Origin of the sequence: Actinomycetospora sp. NBC_00405, from assembly GCF_036044095.1 — a bacterium.
Taxonomy (GTDB): domain Bacteria; phylum Actinomycetota; class Actinomycetes; order Mycobacteriales; family Pseudonocardiaceae; genus Actinomycetospora; species Actinomycetospora callitridis.
In genome coordinates, this window is record NZ_CP107938.1 from 3,183,947 (window position 1) to 3,198,959 (window position 15,013).

13 protein-coding genes are annotated in these 15,013 nt (G+C 74.6%); 5 read left to right on the top strand and 8 right to left on the bottom strand.

What is annotated here, in order from left to right:
- Nucleotides 1-55: 55 nt before the first annotated feature.
- A complete protein-coding gene (locus tag OG774_RS15630; protein WP_328302030.1) occupies nt 56-3,559 on the bottom strand; it encodes a sensor histidine kinase in 3,504 nt (1,167 codons plus the stop codon).
- Between the two features lie 477 nt (nt 3,560-4,036).
- Here OG774_RS15630 and OG774_RS15635 point away from each other — a divergent pair, with 477 nt between their 5' ends.
- Entirely contained in the window at nt 4,037-5,752 is a 1,716-nt protein-coding gene (locus OG774_RS15635) for a DNA repair helicase XPB (RefSeq protein ID WP_274196133.1), read from the top strand.
- A gap of 113 nt (nt 5,753-5,865) precedes the next feature.
- Here OG774_RS15635 and OG774_RS15640 read toward each other — a convergent pair whose 3' ends face one another.
- Complete coding sequence (locus tag OG774_RS15640; protein ID WP_328302033.1) at nt 5,866-6,024, bottom strand: hypothetical protein; 159 nt, start codon at nt 6,022-6,024, stop codon at nt 5,866-5,868.
- Between the two features lie 121 nt (nt 6,025-6,145).
- On the opposite strand from OG774_RS15640, the gene OG774_RS15645 reads away from it, so the two are divergent.
- From OG774_RS15645 to OG774_RS15655, 3 genes are all read left to right on the top strand, one after another.
- Entirely contained in the window at nt 6,146-6,607 is a 462-nt protein-coding gene (locus OG774_RS15645; RefSeq protein ID WP_328302035.1) for a GNAT family N-acetyltransferase, read from the top strand.
- Between the two features lie 229 nt (nt 6,608-6,836).
- Nucleotides 6,837-7,409 carry a GNAT family N-acetyltransferase gene (locus OG774_RS15650; RefSeq protein WP_328302037.1) on the top strand — a complete coding sequence of 191 codons (573 nt, stop codon included), beginning with the start codon at nt 6,837-6,839 and terminating at the stop codon, nt 7,407-7,409.
- A 10-nt stretch (nt 7,410-7,419) separates the two neighbouring features.
- The gene (locus tag OG774_RS15655; RefSeq protein ID WP_328302040.1) at nt 7,420-7,947 is read left to right on the top strand and encodes a cysteine dioxygenase family protein; all 528 of its coding nucleotides are present in this window, start codon (nt 7,420-7,422) and stop codon (nt 7,945-7,947) included.
- A gap of 72 nt (nt 7,948-8,019) precedes the next feature.
- Here the strand turns inward: OG774_RS15655 and OG774_RS15660 are convergent, their stop codons facing one another.
- The 6 genes from OG774_RS15660 to OG774_RS15685 all read right to left on the bottom strand — a co-directional run bounded on the left by OG774_RS15660 (nt 8,020) and on the right by OG774_RS15685 (nt 14,207).
- On the bottom strand, nt 8,020-8,454 hold the full coding sequence (locus tag OG774_RS15660; RefSeq protein ID WP_328310969.1) for a YccF domain-containing protein: 435 nt from the start codon (nt 8,452-8,454) through the stop codon (nt 8,020-8,022).
- Nucleotides 8,455-8,498: 44 nt separating this feature from the next.
- Nucleotides 8,499-9,797: an MFS transporter gene (locus tag OG774_RS15665; RefSeq protein WP_328302042.1), complete on the bottom strand. Its 1,299-nt coding sequence runs from the start codon at nt 9,795-9,797 to the stop codon at nt 8,499-8,501.
- Between the two features lie 67 nt (nt 9,798-9,864).
- Nucleotides 9,865-10,878, bottom strand: a complete 1,014-nt coding sequence (locus OG774_RS15670) for a zinc-dependent alcohol dehydrogenase family protein (RefSeq protein ID WP_328302044.1) — start codon at nt 10,876-10,878, stop codon at nt 9,865-9,867.
- A 16-nt stretch (nt 10,879-10,894) separates the two neighbouring features.
- Nucleotides 10,895-12,550 (bottom strand): AMP-binding protein, encoded by a 1,656-nt coding sequence (locus tag OG774_RS15675; protein ID WP_328302046.1) that lies wholly within the window; start codon nt 12,548-12,550, stop codon nt 10,895-10,897.
- The gene (locus tag OG774_RS15680) at nt 12,547-13,365 is read right to left on the bottom strand and encodes an alpha/beta fold hydrolase (protein WP_328310971.1); all 819 of its coding nucleotides are present in this window, start codon (nt 13,363-13,365) and stop codon (nt 12,547-12,549) included. Before OG774_RS15680 ends, OG774_RS15675 begins: the two co-directional genes overlap by 4 nt.
- On the bottom strand, nt 13,365-14,207 hold the full coding sequence (locus tag OG774_RS15685) for a MaoC/PaaZ C-terminal domain-containing protein (RefSeq protein ID WP_328302048.1): 843 nt from the start codon (nt 14,205-14,207) through the stop codon (nt 13,365-13,367). Before OG774_RS15685 ends, OG774_RS15680 begins: the two co-directional genes overlap by 1 nt.
- A gap of 104 nt (nt 14,208-14,311) precedes the next feature.
- On the opposite strand from OG774_RS15685, the gene OG774_RS15690 reads away from it, so the two are divergent.
- Nucleotides 14,312-14,932, top strand: coding sequence for a TetR/AcrR family transcriptional regulator (locus tag OG774_RS15690; RefSeq protein WP_328302050.1), 621 nt, complete (start codon nt 14,312-14,314; stop codon nt 14,930-14,932).
- Nucleotides 14,933-15,013: the final 81 nt, after the last annotated feature.

Genomic DNA, 15,013 nt, shown 5'->3' on the forward strand with positions numbered 1-15,013 from the left:
CTCGTCGGCCGGGGTCTCCGCGACCGGCGTCTCCTGCTGCTCGGCGGGGACCTCCTCACCCTCGGACGGCGGTCCCGTGCGTCGCGGACGCAGGCGGGGCGCCATGCCCGGGGCGAACGGCACGCCGCTGGGCGACAGGCGACGACCCGACGGGCGGGTGCGACGGGCGTCCTCGGACTCCTCCGGCTCCGCGGAGGCCGCCGGGTCCTCGGCGGCGGGCTCGGCGGCGTCCACGACCGCCGGCTCCTCGACGGCCTGCTCGGGCTCCGGGGGCGGGCCGGCGGGCGTCGCCGCGGTCGCGTCGGCCGGGCTCTCGGCCGGCCTCTCGGCGGCGTCGGCCTGCGGCTGGGGCCGCACGACCCGGGGGCGCAGCGGGAAGGTCCCGCGCCGCGTCGGCAGCGGTGCCGCGGCCTCCGGGGCCTCGCTCGGTGTGGCGGGGGCCCCGGGCGACTCCTCGACCCGCTCGTCGGCCGGAGTGTCGACCGGCGTGTCGACCGGGGTCTCCACCGAGGCCTCGGCCGGCGTCTCGACCGGGTTCTCGACGTCCTCCACGACCTCGGCCGGCGCCTCGTCCGACTCCGCCGGACCCGGGCCGGGCGGGGGCACGACGGGCGCACCGTTCCACATCGGCGGGCCGGCGGCGGCGGGCCGTCCGGGACCCGCGGGCGGCGGGCCCCAGCCGGGACCGGCGGGGCCGCGGCCGGGAGGGGCGCCGGGACCGCGCCAGCCGGGGGCGGCCCGCCGCGCGGGGCGGCGGGGGACCCCAGCCGGGTCCGGCCGGTCCACCCGGTCCCGGGCGCGCGGGCATCGGGCCGGGCGACGGCGCGGGCCCCTGACCAGGCGCCTGACCCGGACCCTGGCCCGGAGCGAGCCCGGTGGGACGCAGGACGTGCCGACCCGCGTCCGCCTCGCCGGACTCCGGCGCGTCGCCGTCGGCGCCGTCCGCCTCGGCGACCTCGTCGGCTTCGGGCGCCTCCGCGTCGGAGGCGGCGCCCTCCTCGCCGTCCTCGGAACGGCGGCTGCGACGGCGGGCGGCGGCCGCACCGATCAGGGCCGCGGCCCCACCGGCGGCAGCGCCACCGACCAGGCCGTGACGACCCCGCTCGTCCTGCTCGCCGGCGCCGTCGCCGGCCGTGTCCTCGGCGGGCGCCTCGGGGGCGTCGGGCTCCTCGGCCGGGGCGCGGCCTACGGGCTCGCGCGGCGGCTCGGAGGGCGTGGGCCCGGGACGCCCCGGGCCGGTCGGTCCTCCCGGACGTCCGGGACCGGCAGGCCCCGGCACCGACCCGTTCGTGCCGTTCGTCCCGTGGCCGTTCGAGCCGTTGGTGCCGGGCGCCGACCCGCGCCGCGGCAGCATCGACCGCCGCTCGCGCGCGCCGCCGGGGCGGGCGGCGTCCCCGCCACCCTGCTCGGGGTCGACACCGGGCGCGAAGAAGGACCCGGGCGCGCCGCCACCCTGGCGCTGGCCGCGCTGCGGCAGCCCGGAGCCGCCACCGCGGGCCTGGTCGGGAACGGACCTCGAGGCCCCCGCGGACGCCCCGGCCGTGACCGCCGGGCTCGCCGCGCCCTCGGGCGCGACGGCGAGCACCGCGGACGCGGGCACCAGGGCCGTGGCGGCGACGCCGCCGTCCTCGCGGTTGCGCAGCGAGACGGTGATGCCGTGGCGGGTGGCCAGGCGCCCGACCACGAACAGGCCCATGCGCCGCGAGGCCGACACGTCGACGGTCGGCGGCGAGTCGAGCCGCACGTTGGCGTCGTGCAGGTCCTCCTCGCTCATGCCGACACCGGAGTCGATGATCTCGACGAGCAGGGAGCCGTCGCCGTTCTGCGTCGCCTGCACCCGCACCCGGGTGTCGGGCGCGGAGAACGTGGTGGCGTTCTCGAGCAGCTCGGCGACGAGGTGCACGACGTCGCTCGCCGTGCGGCCCAGCAGCTGGGCCGAGGGCGGCGGCGCGAGGTCGATGCGCTGGTACTGCTCCACCTCGGACGCGGCGGCGCGCAGCACGTCGACCAGCGGCACCGGGCGGCTGCCCCGCCGCGAGAGGTCGGTGCCCGAGAGCACCAGCAGGTTCTCCGAGTTGCGGCGCATCCGCGTCGCGAGGTGGTCGAGCTGGAAGAGGTTGGAGAGCGCCTCCGGGTCCTCCTCGGAGTTCTCCAGCTGCTCGATGAGGCGCAGCTGGCGCTCGACCAGCGCCTGCGAGCGCCGCGACAGGTTCACGAAGATCGAGTTGAACGCCGACCGCAGACCCGCCTGCTCGGCGGCCAGGCGGACCGCCTGCTCGTGCACCTGGTCGAACGCGCGGGCGACCTGGCCGATCTCCTCCCGCGTGGTGATCGGCGTCGGGACGATCGTGGTGTCCGGTGCCTCGCCCTCGCGCAGGCTGCGGACGGCCTGGGGCAGGCGACGCTCGGCGACGTCGAGCGCGCTGCGGCGCAGCAGACGCAGCGGCCGCAGCAGCGAGCGGGTGACGAAGAAGACCACCGCGGCGCCGGCCATCAGGGCCAGCAGCAGGATCACCGAGGCCACGCCGGCGCCGTTGCGCGCCGCCTGCTGCAGGGCGCCCGCCTGCTCCTGGAGCTGGCCGCGCAGCTGCTCGGAGGTCGCGGCGTCCCGGTCCTCGACGGCCGAGGACGCGCGCTCCCAGTCCGGCCCCGAGACCTGCAGCGGGAGCCCCGCGGCGCCGCGGCCGAGGACCACCTGGGCCAGCAGGTCGCGGTTGTCGACGTCCGGGCCCACGACGGCGTCGGCGAGCCCGGCGTTGTCCGTGCCCACCGCCGAGCGGAAGTCGTCGACGGCGATCGAGCGGCGCAGCGTCGCATTGCGCGCCTGGTCGATCGACGGGGCGTCGATGCGGCCCGCGGCGATGCCGGCGGCGACGACGGCCTGGACGTAGGCGTCCTCCTCGCGGACCACCGACAGGGAGTAGAGACCGGAGGCGAGCCCGGCGACGCTCGGGTCGGCGGCCTCCCGGGACAGCGACCGGTCGAAGATCTCGAGGGTGTCGACGACCTCGGTGTACCGGGCGATGGCGCCCGCGGCGTCCACCCGGCCGTCGATGACGTCGTCGCGCAGGCGGTCGAGCTGGTCGAGCTCGGCGTCGGCCTGGTCGAACGACGTGCGGGTCTGCTCGTCGAGCGAGTCCGCCAGCCCGGAGGAGCGCCGCAGCTCGGACGTCGCGTCGCGGGTGGCGCCGATGCGCTCCTCGACCGGACCGGAGCCGCCGGCGCGCCCCGCGGCCACGTAGACCGCCGCGGCGGAGCGCTCGTCGGCGAGGCTGCCCATCACCCGTGCCGTGCCGTCCTCGAGCGCCACGGCCTGCTGGACGCCGTCGAACTCGGCGGCGTCCCGGGTCTGCTCCATGATCCGGAGGACGCCGAGGGTCAGCACGAAGAGCGTCGGCACCAGCAGGACCGCGGTGAGCTTGACCGGCAGGCTCCAGTTGCGCAGCGCCAGGCGGTCCGTCCAGTCACCGCCGCCGGGGCCGTCCGGACCGGGACGACCGTCGCGCGGATCGTGGTACCGGACGGAGGCCCGGTCCGGGCTTCGCTCGGGGGTGGTCACGGACGGGTCCTCCCGGTTCCTCCGGTCGGTCGGACTTCGCCCGACCCTCCCCCACGCCGAAGACCTGCCTGGTCCACGCTCGGTGACCGGCGATGGTCTACAGTCGCCGCCGACCGGATCGAGCGATGGCACACGGGTGACACCGCGACGTCACGCGGGCACACGTCGGTGCGACGATCGGGGAACGAGGCGAACGGGCGCATCAGAGTGGTCAGGCGTCCAGGGCGGTCGTCGCGAGGGCCGCAGGGCGGTCCTCGCTGGTGACGGGCCCCGGCACTGCGCCGTGAGCCCATCGGGTCGGGTGGTCACTCCTCGAGGGCGGGGTCGAGCGCGCTCACTGTATCCGCCGTGCCCCCCGGGAATGACCGGGCGTGTCCGTGCGCTCCCCGAGCGGCGTCCCAGCTCCGCCCGACGGTGTGTCGTACCGACGAGGACAATGGGACGGACCACCCGTCGATGTGCCCGGAGGTCGAGAGGTTGAGCCAGCCCGGCAACGGACCGCTCATCGTGCAGTCCGACAAGACCTTGCTGCTCGAGGTCGACCACGAGGCGGCGCCCGCCGCTCGCCAGGCGATCGCGCCGTTCGCCGAGCTCGAGCGCGCACCCGAGCACGTCCACACCTATCGCGTCACCCCGCTCGCGCTGTGGAACGCCCGTGCGGCGGGCCACGACGCGGAGCAGGTGGTCGACGCGCTCGTGCAGTACAGCCGCTACGCGGTCCCGCAGGCCCTGCTCGTCGACGTCGTCGACACCATGGGTCGCTACGGGCGCCTGCAGCTGACGAACTCCCCCGTGCACGGCCTGGTCATGATCTCCAACGACCGCGCCGTGCTCGAGGAGGTCCTGCGCAACAAGAAGATCAGCCCGATGATCGGCGACCGCATCGACGACGACACCGTCGTCGTGCACCCGTCGGAGCGCGGGCGGCTCAAGCAGGCGCTGCTCAAGGTCGGCTGGCCCGCCGAGGACCTCGCGGGCTACGTCGACGGCGAGGCCCACGCGATCGAGCTCGACCAGTCCGACTGGCAGCTGCGCGACTACCAGGCCGACGCCGTCGAGGGCTTCTGGCACGGCGGGTCCGGCGTGGTCGTGCTCCCGTGCGGCGCCGGCAAGACGCTCGTCGGTGCCGCCGCGATGGCGCGGGCCGGGGCGACGACGCTGATCCTCGTCACCAACACCGTCGCCGGGCGGCAGTGGAAGCGCGAGCTCGTCGCGCGCACGTCGCTCACCGAGGACGAGATCGGCGAGTACTCCGGCGAGCGCAAGGAGATCCGCCCGGTCACCATCGCCACGTACCAGGTGATGACCCGCAAGACGAAGGGCGAGTTCCGGGCGCTGGAGCTGTTCGACACCCGCGACTGGGGCCTGATCATCTACGACGAGGTGCACCTGCTGCCCGCGCCGGTGTTCCGCATGACCTCCGACCTGCAGTCGCGCCGCCGCCTCGGCCTCACCGCGACGCTCGTGCGCGAGGACGGGCGCGAGGGCGACGTCTTCTCGCTCATCGGGCCCAAGCGCTACGACGCGCCGTGGCGCGACATCGAGGCCCAGGGCTGGGTGGCGCCCGCCGACTGCGTCGAGGTCCGCGTGACGATGACCGACAACGAGCGGATCATCTACGCCACCGCGGAGGCCGAGGAGCGCTACCGGCTCTGCGCGTGCGCGCGAACCAAGATCCCGGTGGTGAAGAGCATCCTGGCGCGCCACCCCGGCGAGCCGACGCTGGTCATCGGCGCGTACCTCGACCAGCTCGACGAGCTCGGCGTCGCCCTCGACGCCCCGGTGATCCAGGGCTCGACGAAGACCAAGGAGCGCGAGCTCCTGTTCGACCAGTTCCGGCGCGGCGAGCTCCCGGTGCTGGTGGTGTCGAAGGTCGCGAACTTCTCGATCGACCTCCCCGACGCGTCGGTGGCCATCCAGGTGTCCGGCACGTTCGGCTCCCGCCAGGAGGAGGCGCAGCGCCTCGGCCGCATCCTGCGCCCGAAGACCGACGGCCGGCAGGCGCACTTCTACTCGGTGGTCGCGCGGGACTCGGTCGACGCCGAGTACGCCGCGCACCGCCAGCGCTTCCTCGCCGAGCAGGGCTACGCCTACCGGATCGTCGACGCCGACGACCTTCTCGGGCCGGCCATCCCCGACGTGCCCACCGAGACCGAGGGCGAGCCCGAGACGGAGCGGCCCGACCCCTCGTAGGCGGGTCGTCCCGACTCAGCTGGTGTCGGCGAGCGCGACGGCTCCGAGCCGGACGAGGTTCCCGAGCTCGTCGCCGGCCATCACGATGCCGGTGATCCGGCCGTCGGTGAGGGTCAGGACGTCGATGACCGGACGTCGACGGGGTCGGAGTAGAGCTCGCCGAACTCGGCGAGGGCGGCGGTGTCGTCGGCGGGCAGCGGGCGCGACCAGAGATCCAGCAACCGGGTCACGAGGTCGGCGCCGCTCGTCGGCGTCGTCGGAGAAGTGGTCACCGTGTCCTCCTGGTGCCGGGGTGTTCTCCGAGGCTGGGGAGCCGGGCGCCGCCGCGGGGACCGTTCCGCGACCGATCTCCCGGGCTGTGAACCCGCTCGACACGGCCCGCACCATCGTCGGATGGACGACGGCCGCCTCCGCCCGGCCCGGATGGACGAGGCCGCCGCGCTCGAGGACCTCATGCGCGAGGCCTCGATGATCTGGGACGACCACCGCGAGGACCTGCTCGCCCACCCCGACGCGATCGAGGTGCCGCGCGCGGACCTGCGGGCGGGTCGGGTCCGCGTCCACGAGGTCGACGGCACCGTGACCGGCTTCGCCACAGTGCTGCCCCTGCCCGACGGGACCGCCGAGCTCGACGCCCTGTTCGTACGCCCGGCCCTGATGCGCCACGGCATCGGCGCCCGGCTCGTCGAGGACGCGGTGCGGGCGGCCCGCGCGGCCGGCGCCCCGCTGCTCGTGGTCACCGCGAACCCCCGCGCCGAGGCCTTCTACGCCCGCTGCGGCTTCCGCACGGTCGGCGAGGCGCCCACGCGCTTCGGGCCCGCGATCCGGATGTACCGGGACCTGGCACCACTGTGAGCACCCCGTGGTCCGGCTCCCCGCCCGGAGCACGTGCCCGTGCAAGCCCTGCGTCCTCGCTGGCACTGGGTGACAGGAAATCCGCTTCGGCGTGGGCACCGCGCCCCCGGCATGGGGACCGGCGCGCGCCGAGATGGGGAGTGCTCACCGACGAGGCGGGGGGTGCTCGAGCCGCAGGCTCGGTCCTGTCGCCGGACGAGGTGTCCGGCCCCGCGACGGAGGACCCACCATGCATCTCGTCAGCACCTGGACCACCGGGGCTCCGGAGACACCCGGGCCCCGGCCCCTCGGTCGTGCCCCCACCGTCCGCGAGCTCGGGCCCGGCGACGTCGACGTGCTGGACACGGTGTTCGCCGGCCTCTCCGACCACAGCCGCTATCTGCGCTTCCACGGCGCGACCCCGCGCCTGATCCGGGCGGTGCGCACGAAGCTCGCCGCCGTCGACGGCCGGCGACACATCGCGGTGGCGGCCTTCGGCCCGGACGGCGCGCCGATCGGCATCGCACGCCTCATCTCCCTGGGTCTGCGTGACGCCGAGCTCGCCATCGAGGTCGTCGACACCTGGCAGGGCCGCGGCGTCGGAGGACGCCTGCTGCGCGCCGTCGCCACCCGCGGCCGCGAGGAGGGCTACTCGCGCCTCGTCGCCGACGTGCTCACCGAGAACACCGGGATGCGCGTCCTGCTCGCCTCGGTGCTCCCGATCGTCACCGTCGAGACCCAGGGCCACGAGACGACCCTGACCGCCGACCTCACCGCCGGCAGCGCGACCCGCACCGCCGCACACCTCACCGCCGCCGCCTGAGGAGGCCACCATGACCACCGCACTCGTCACCCCGCTGACCGCCCTGACCGACGACCTCGACGCCGCCGTGCGCGGCGCACACCCCGGCCAGGTCCGGGTCGACGCCGTCGCCCGAGCCCTGGCTCCGCACCTCGGTGATCCACGATTGCTCCGGCCGGAACAGTGCGTCGGCGACCCCGCGCACTACCGGCAGCACGTCCTGCACGTCGCCCCCGACGGCGCGTTCTCGCTGGTGGCGCTCGTGTGGCTGCCCGGGCAGACGACCCTGATCCACGACCACCTCTCGTGGTGCGTGGTCGGCGTCCACACCGGGGCGGAGCACGAGATCCGCTACCGCCGGGTGGCCGAGCACCTCGTGGTCGACGGCGAGGACGTCGCGGGCCCGGGGACCGTCAGCGGGCTGCTGCCACCGGGCGACATCCACCGCGTCACCAACACCGCGTCGGTCACGACGATCTCGCTGCACGTCTACGGCGTCGACGTCCGTCGTCTCGGGTCGAGCATCCGCCGGCGCTACGACCTGCCGGTCACGGACTGACAGGCGTCAGCGGCGTGGCGCCGCAGACGTCGAGTGTCCGAGTGAAGGGAGCACGCCGATAGGGCCACGCGCTCAGCGGCGCGCGGCCATCGGGGGTGCGGCGTGGTGCCCGTCCACCCCGAAGCCCTGCGGGTCGTCGGTGTCGACGATCCGCCGGCCGAGCGGGGTGAGAGACACCGGAATCATCTTGAGGTTCGCCCAGGCGAACGGGATGCCGATGATGCTCACGGCCAGCGGGATGGCCGTGACGATGTGCCCGATCGCCAGCCACCAGCCGGCGACGATGATCCAGACGACGTTGCCCAGCGTGGAGCCCACGCCGGCGTCCTGGCGGCGCTCGATGCGGCTGCCGAAGGGCCAGAGCGCGAACAGGGCGATCCGGAACGACGCGATCCCCCACGGGATCGTGATGATCAGGATGCAGCAGATGATGCCGGCGAGCAGATAGCCGAGGGCCATCCACACCCCCGCCAGGACCAGCCAGACGAGGTTGAGCAGGGTCCGCAGCAGCGCCATGGCACCAGGGTGCCACCACGCGCGTGAAACGTCCCCTACGTCAGCTCCCGGCCCTTCGTCTCGGGCAGCGTGAGGATGATCAGGAACGCGATCAGCGCGCCACCGGAGACGTACCAGAAGAACAGGTCGGGACGCCCCGCACCGGACAGCGCCGCGATCAGCAGCGGCGCCGTGCCGCCGAAGATCGCGACGGTGAGGTTGTACCAGGCGCCGATCCCCAGCGCCCGGAGCTCGGTCGGGAAGATCTCACTCATGATCGCCGGGGCGATCGAGGAGAACACCGAGTAGAGCCCGAGGCCCACCGTGAACACGATGATCAGGTTGATCAGTGGTGGACGTTCGGTGATGAGCAGGCTCAGCGGAACGGTGAGGATGACGAACGCCCCCGACCACACCAGCATCTGTGGCTTGCGCCCGAATCTGTCGGCCAGGGCGCCGAAGGGGTACTGGCCGAGGATGAACACGACCGTACCGATCGACAGCGCCAGGAACACGTCGCTCCCGGCGGCGTCGCGGAACTGCACCGCGAACGGGGTCAGGGCGCTGAAGAACGTGTAGTAGCACAGCGTCGAGAGCAGGGTGAAGCCGAAGAGCTGCAGGACCGACCGCGGGTAGTGGGTGAGCGTCTTGAGCAGCGGGTTCTTGGTGGCCTTCGCCTTCTCGACGTTCTCCTCGAACTGCTCGGTCTCGACGAGCGTCCGGCGCAGGTAGAGCCCCACGATGCCGAGGACCCCGCCGACGGCAAATGCGATGCGCCAGCCGTACGTCTCGAGCTCGGGGCGGCTGAGCGTGGTCGTGAGCAGTAGACCGAGCAGCGACGCGGCGAGCAGCGCCGTGCCCGTGGAGATGTAGAAGAAGCTCGAGTAGCGCCCGCGGCGGTTCGGCGGGGCGATCTCGGCGAGGTAGGCGCTGGCGTTGGAGACCTCACCCCCCAGCGAGAGACCCTGGGCGATGCGCGCGAGCAGCAGCAGGATCGGGGCGAGCCAGCCGACCACCGAGTACGTGGGCAGCACGGCGATGAGCAGCGAGCCGCCCGCCATCAGCATGATCGTGACGAGCATGGCGAACTTGCGACCCCGCAGGTCGGCGAGGCGCCCGAGGAGCACCCCGCCCAGCGGCCGGAAGAAGAAGGCGAGCGCGTAGGTGCTCGTCGTCCCGATCAGCGCGAGCGTCGGGTTGCTCTTGTCGAAGAACTGCGAGGAGAAGTAGACGGCGAACGTCGCGTAGATCGTCCAGTCGAACCACTCGACCGCGTTGCCGATGCTGGCCGCCACGAGCGTGCGGACCGGTAATTGGTGGCGCTCGGTACTCGTCGATGCGGACGCCTCACTCATCCGTGCCCCTCCCGCTCGGCCCTGTTGCGACGCACCGTAGGCGACCGGGCGCTCGCGGTACAGGCCATCACTCCGCGACGATGCCGACCTTGCCGCCGACGCCGGCGTCGGCGGTCTCGTAGGCCTGCGCGGCCTCGGCCAACGGGAACCGGTGGGTGACCACGCGCTCGGGGTGCAGATCCCAGCGCGAGAGGCGCTCGAGGAGCTCGGACATCCGCCAGGTGGGCGCCACCCACGAGCCGTGGACGGTGAGCTGGCGGTGGATGAGGACCTCGCTGACGTCGACCGTCAGCGTCCCGCCCTCCCCGACGAGCGCGCATCGCCCGTGCCGGCGGGTGTGCCGCAGGGCGGTCAGCTGGGCGGCGCCCGCGCCGGAGCACTCGACGCTCACCTCGGCGCCGTCGCCGAGGAGGTCGCCGAGCTCGTCGTCGGACTCCACCGCGACGTCGACCGCACCCAGCTCGCGGGCCAGCGCCCGGCGCTCGGGCGAGGGATCGGTGCCCACCACCCACGGCGAGCCCATCGCCGAGGCGAGCATCCCGGCTGCGAGTCCCACCGGGCCGAGGCCGGTGACGAGCACCTGCTCGCCGCCGGCGAGCGCGACCCGGCACAGCGCCTCGTAGGCGGTGGCGAAGCCGCAGGCCACGCACGCGCCGTCGAGGAAGGTCAGGGAGTCGGGCAGCGGCAGGAGATCGCGCTCGCGGGCCAGCAGCTGCTCCGCGTGCCCGCCGTCGCGCTGCCAGCCGTACGCCTGACGGCGCGGCGAGGTGCAGCTGATCTGGTAGCCGCGCCGGCACTCGTCGCACTGCCCGCAGCCGCTGATGTGGTGGACGACGACGCGGTCGCCGACCCGCACCCGCTCGACCTCCGGGCCGACGGTGAGCACCTGCCCGCACGGCTCGTGCCCGCCGATGACGTCCTGGTAGGCCTCGGGGCCCTCGCCCAGGTGCTCGCGGTATATCGCCCGCAGGTCGCTGCCGCAGATCGTCGAGGCCCGCACCGCGAGGACCACCTCGCCCGGCCCGGGCTCGGGGTCGGGCACCTCGCGCAGGTCCACCCGGCGCCCGCCCGGCAGGTACACGCCTCGCACCGGCGCCTCACCCCTTCTCGCGAGCCCGCTCCGTCGCCCACCGGCGCAGCTCCGCAGCCTTGATCTTGGTGCCGTTCGTGCCGGACGTCGTGGGCATGGCCTCGACGACGTGCACGGCCGCCGGCACCTTGAACCCCGCGAGCGTCGCGCGGCACCAGGCCACCAGATCCTCCCCCACCGGCGCCCGCCCCGCCGTCGCGACGACGAAGCCGACCGCGATCGTGGCCCCGTCCTCGCCGGGCACACCGACCACCTTCGCCGTCGCGACGTCGTCGTGCGCCGCCAGGCGACGCTCGATCTCGGCGGGGTCGACGAGGAAGCCGCGCAGCCGCAGGGCGTCGCCCCGTCGGCAGACGTAGACGAACGCGCCCTCGTCGACGAGCACGCCGAGGTCGCCGGACCGGAACCAGCCGTCGGCGGTGAACGCGTCGGGCACCTCGGCGCCGAGGTAGGCGTCGACGACGTTCGGGCCGCGGAACTGCACCTCGCCCTCGCGTCCGGGCTCGAGGACGGCGTCGGTGTCGGGGTCGACGACGCGGACGGCGATGTCGGGGTGCACCACGCGCCCGCCGCCGGCGAGGCGGCCGGGCGCGGGCTCGTCGTCGGGCCAGGTCGCCGCGAGCGCGAACACCTCCGACGAGCCGTAGACCCCGGCGACCCGCGTGCCCTGCTCACCCAGCCAGGCGGCCAGCTCGTGCGAGCGGCCCTGGAAGTCCGCGACGCCCCACCACCGCCAGCTCGACATGTCACGGGGCCGCGCCGACCAGGCCTCGTGCAGCCGCAGGACGAGGTCGTCGCCGCTGGCGAGGTGCGTGACGCGGTGCGCCGCGACGTGGTCGAGCACGCGGTCGGCGTCGAACGTGGGCTCGAGCAGCACCGTGGCGCCGGCCGCCAGCCCCGCCATGATCGCGTTGTAGCCGAAGACCCCGGACAGCGGCAGCGCGCCGAGCACCACGTCGCCCTCGCCGAGCCCGAGCACGGCGGCGTCGGCGGCGGCGTGGGTCAGCACCGCCCGCGTGGTGTGCGCGGCGAGCTTCGGCAGGCCCGTGGAGCCGGACGTCGTGAACGCGACGGCGAGCGCGTCCGGGTCCGACGGCGCGGGGTCCGGACCGTCGGCGCGCCGCGGGGTCCAGGCGCCGGCGCCGACGTCGCACGTCCCCGGCTCGGGGGTCGGCCCACCCGGCCCGGTGACGACGGCGACCTCGGGCACCACACCGGAGCGCTCGACGGCCGCGCGGAGGCGGTCGAGCAGGTCGAGCCCGTGGAACCCCTGGGCCAGGGCGACGAGCCGTGGCCGTGCGCGTTCGAGCAGGTGGGTGACCTCCTCGAGACCGTAGCGGGTGTTGATGCCGACGACGTGCGCCTCGCGCGCCGCGACGGCGGCCTGCCAGACCAGCGCGTCGCTCCAGTTCGGCATCCACACCGCCACGGCGTCGCCGCGCCCGATCCCGTGCTCGCACAGCTCCTCGGCGAGCGCGCGGGTCCGCCGCCAGAGCTCGCCTCGGCTCACGGGGTGGGTCACGCCGTCGGGCGTCGTGTCGAGGACGGCGGTGACGTCGGAGTCCCGGCGGGCGAGGCGACCGAGGAGGTCACTGACGTCGGCCGGGGGCTCGCCCGGGGCGGGGAAGGCGCTCACGGCGTGCGGGGTCACGGCGGCGGTCACGAGGCCTCCCGGGCCGGCGCGAGCTCGCGGAGCCAGCCGTCGAGGACCGCGTCGAAGTCCGCGATCTCCTCCATCGGGTAGTGCCCGATGCCCTCCAGCACGGTGCAGCGCGCGCCCGGGATGCCGGCGGCGGCCCGTCGCGTGCGCTCGACGTCGAGCCACAGGTCGTCGTCGCCCACGACGAGGTGCGCGGGACACGTGATCCGGGACAGGTCCTCGCGCAGGTCGTGGGTCGCCCAGCCCAGCAGGTCGGAGGTGGACACGGCCGGATCCTCCCGCCGGTGCATGGTCGCGATGAGCTCGGCCCGCTCGCGGGGCACCCGGCGGCCGATCACCGCGAGCGTCCCGAGGTGAGTGCGATCGGTGCGGCTGGGCGCGGCGACGTCGGAGAGCTCGCGGCGCAGTCCGCGCACCGACGGGCGCCCGCCCGTGTGCGCGTCGGCGGCCATGGCGACGACGCCGGCGAGCCGGTCGGGCGCGCGGACCGCGACGTCGAGCGCGATCTTCCCGCCGATCGAGCAGCCGACCACCGCGGGCCGTTCCAGGCCGAGGTGCGCGACGAGGTCCAGGCACCAGGCGGCGTAGTCACCGAGGTCGGTGACCGGCCCGCCGGGCGCGGGCTCGGAGCGGCCGTGACCGGGCAGGTCGGGGACGACGACCCGGTACCCGCGGGCGGCGAGGGCGGGCGCGGTGTGACGCCACTGCACCCCGCTCTGACCGGCGGTGTGCAGACAGAGCACGGGCGGGGCGTCGGGCTCGCCGTGCTGCTCGACGAAGGCGAGGGTGCCACCCACCCTCAGGTACTCGGCGCGCATCACGCGATCTCCCGGGCGGCGTCGACGAGATGGTGGAGCGCGGAGGTCAGGCGCAGGTACTCGTAGCCGTCGCCGGTGACCGTGAAGCGCCCGGCCATCGCCAGGCGCATGAACGGGTTCTCGGGGGCCTCGACGATCTCGAGCCACGTCGCGGCGTCGGCGCCCAGGACGAACGTCGCACCGCGCGGGGCGCGTCGGGCGACGTCGATGACGCGCCCTCGGTAGACGCGCAGGTGCACCTCGTCGTCGCCCGACCGCAGGCCGATCGTGCCGTCCCAGCTGGCGAGGTCCTCGGCGACGTCCAGCGTCGCGGTGATCGTTTCGGCCCAGGTCACCGTGCCGAAGGCGCGCCCGGCCGGGTCGGGGCCGGTGCCCCGCGCGGCGAGGAGCGCGCTCGTCGTCCCGTCCTGGACCGTCGTGCCGTCGTCGGCCAGGAGCCGCATGTGCCGGGTGACGACGCCGCGGTCGCCCGCCGAGGTCCGGTGGCAACGCACGATCGTCACGTCGAGGGTGAGGACGTCGCCGACCCGGATCGGGCGGCGGTAGGCCCAGTGGGTGTCGAGGAGCCCGAGCACCGCCTCGCCGTGGATCCCGAGCCCCTGGAGCAGGCCCATCGCCACGGCGATCCCGAACGGCCCCTGCAGCATCGCGTCCGGGCCCGCGTGCAGGGGGTGGTCGTCGCCGCTGAGCCGGGTGAAGGTCGCGAGGTCGTCGTCCGTGACCGGACGGGGCGGGCTCGTCCACCGCTGGCCCACCGCGAAGTCCTCGAACCACCGACCCCCCTCCGCGGTCCCGTCGGACGTCGTCGCGGACACGACGGTCCGCTCACCGAGATCGGTCACGCAGGCTCCTCCGCCCAGCACACGAACGACTGTTCGTGTGCCAATCCATCATCCGGCCGTCCGAGGCGTCAAGGAGGGCCCGACGGGCCTCTAGGCTGGCCGACGTGAACGCGCGTTCGACGGCCTCGCTCGTGAGCGACACCGGCCGGGGCCACGAGGCCGCGATCCTCAACGCCGCCCTCGAGGCGTTCGGCGCCAAGGGGTTCCACGGGGCGTCGATGCGCGACGTGGCCCGCGGGGCGGGCACGAGCCTGTCGAACCTCTACAACTACTTCCCGTCGAAGTCACGCCTGCTCGCCGAGGTCCTCCGCCACGCCAACGACGAGCTGGTCACGCGCCTGCACGTCGCGGTCGACGAGGCCGGCGACGACGCGGTGCCGCGGATGCGCGAGGCGGTACGCGCGTACGTGCGCTTCGTCGTCGACCACCAGCTCGCGATGGTCGTGTCCACCAACGAGGTGCGCTACCTCGACGGCGAGGACCGGGAGCGCCTGGTGCTCGACCGCGACGCGACCCAGGCGGTGTTCGAGGACATCGTCGCCCAGGGCGTCGCGTCCGGGGAGTTCCGCACGCCGTTCCCGGCCGACGCGGCCCGCAGCGTGCTCTCGGGGCTCGCGGGTGTCGCCGCCTGGTATCGGCCGGACGGCCGCCTCTCGCGCGGTCAGCTCGCCGAGCAGCAGGCGCGCTACGCCCTCGCCCTGCTGGAGAGCCCGCTGCCGCGCTGAGCCTTGCTGGACCCGGTGTCGCCCTCCTATCGTACGAACGATCGTTCGTACCGACGTCGCGACGCCGTCGTCGCCATCGGA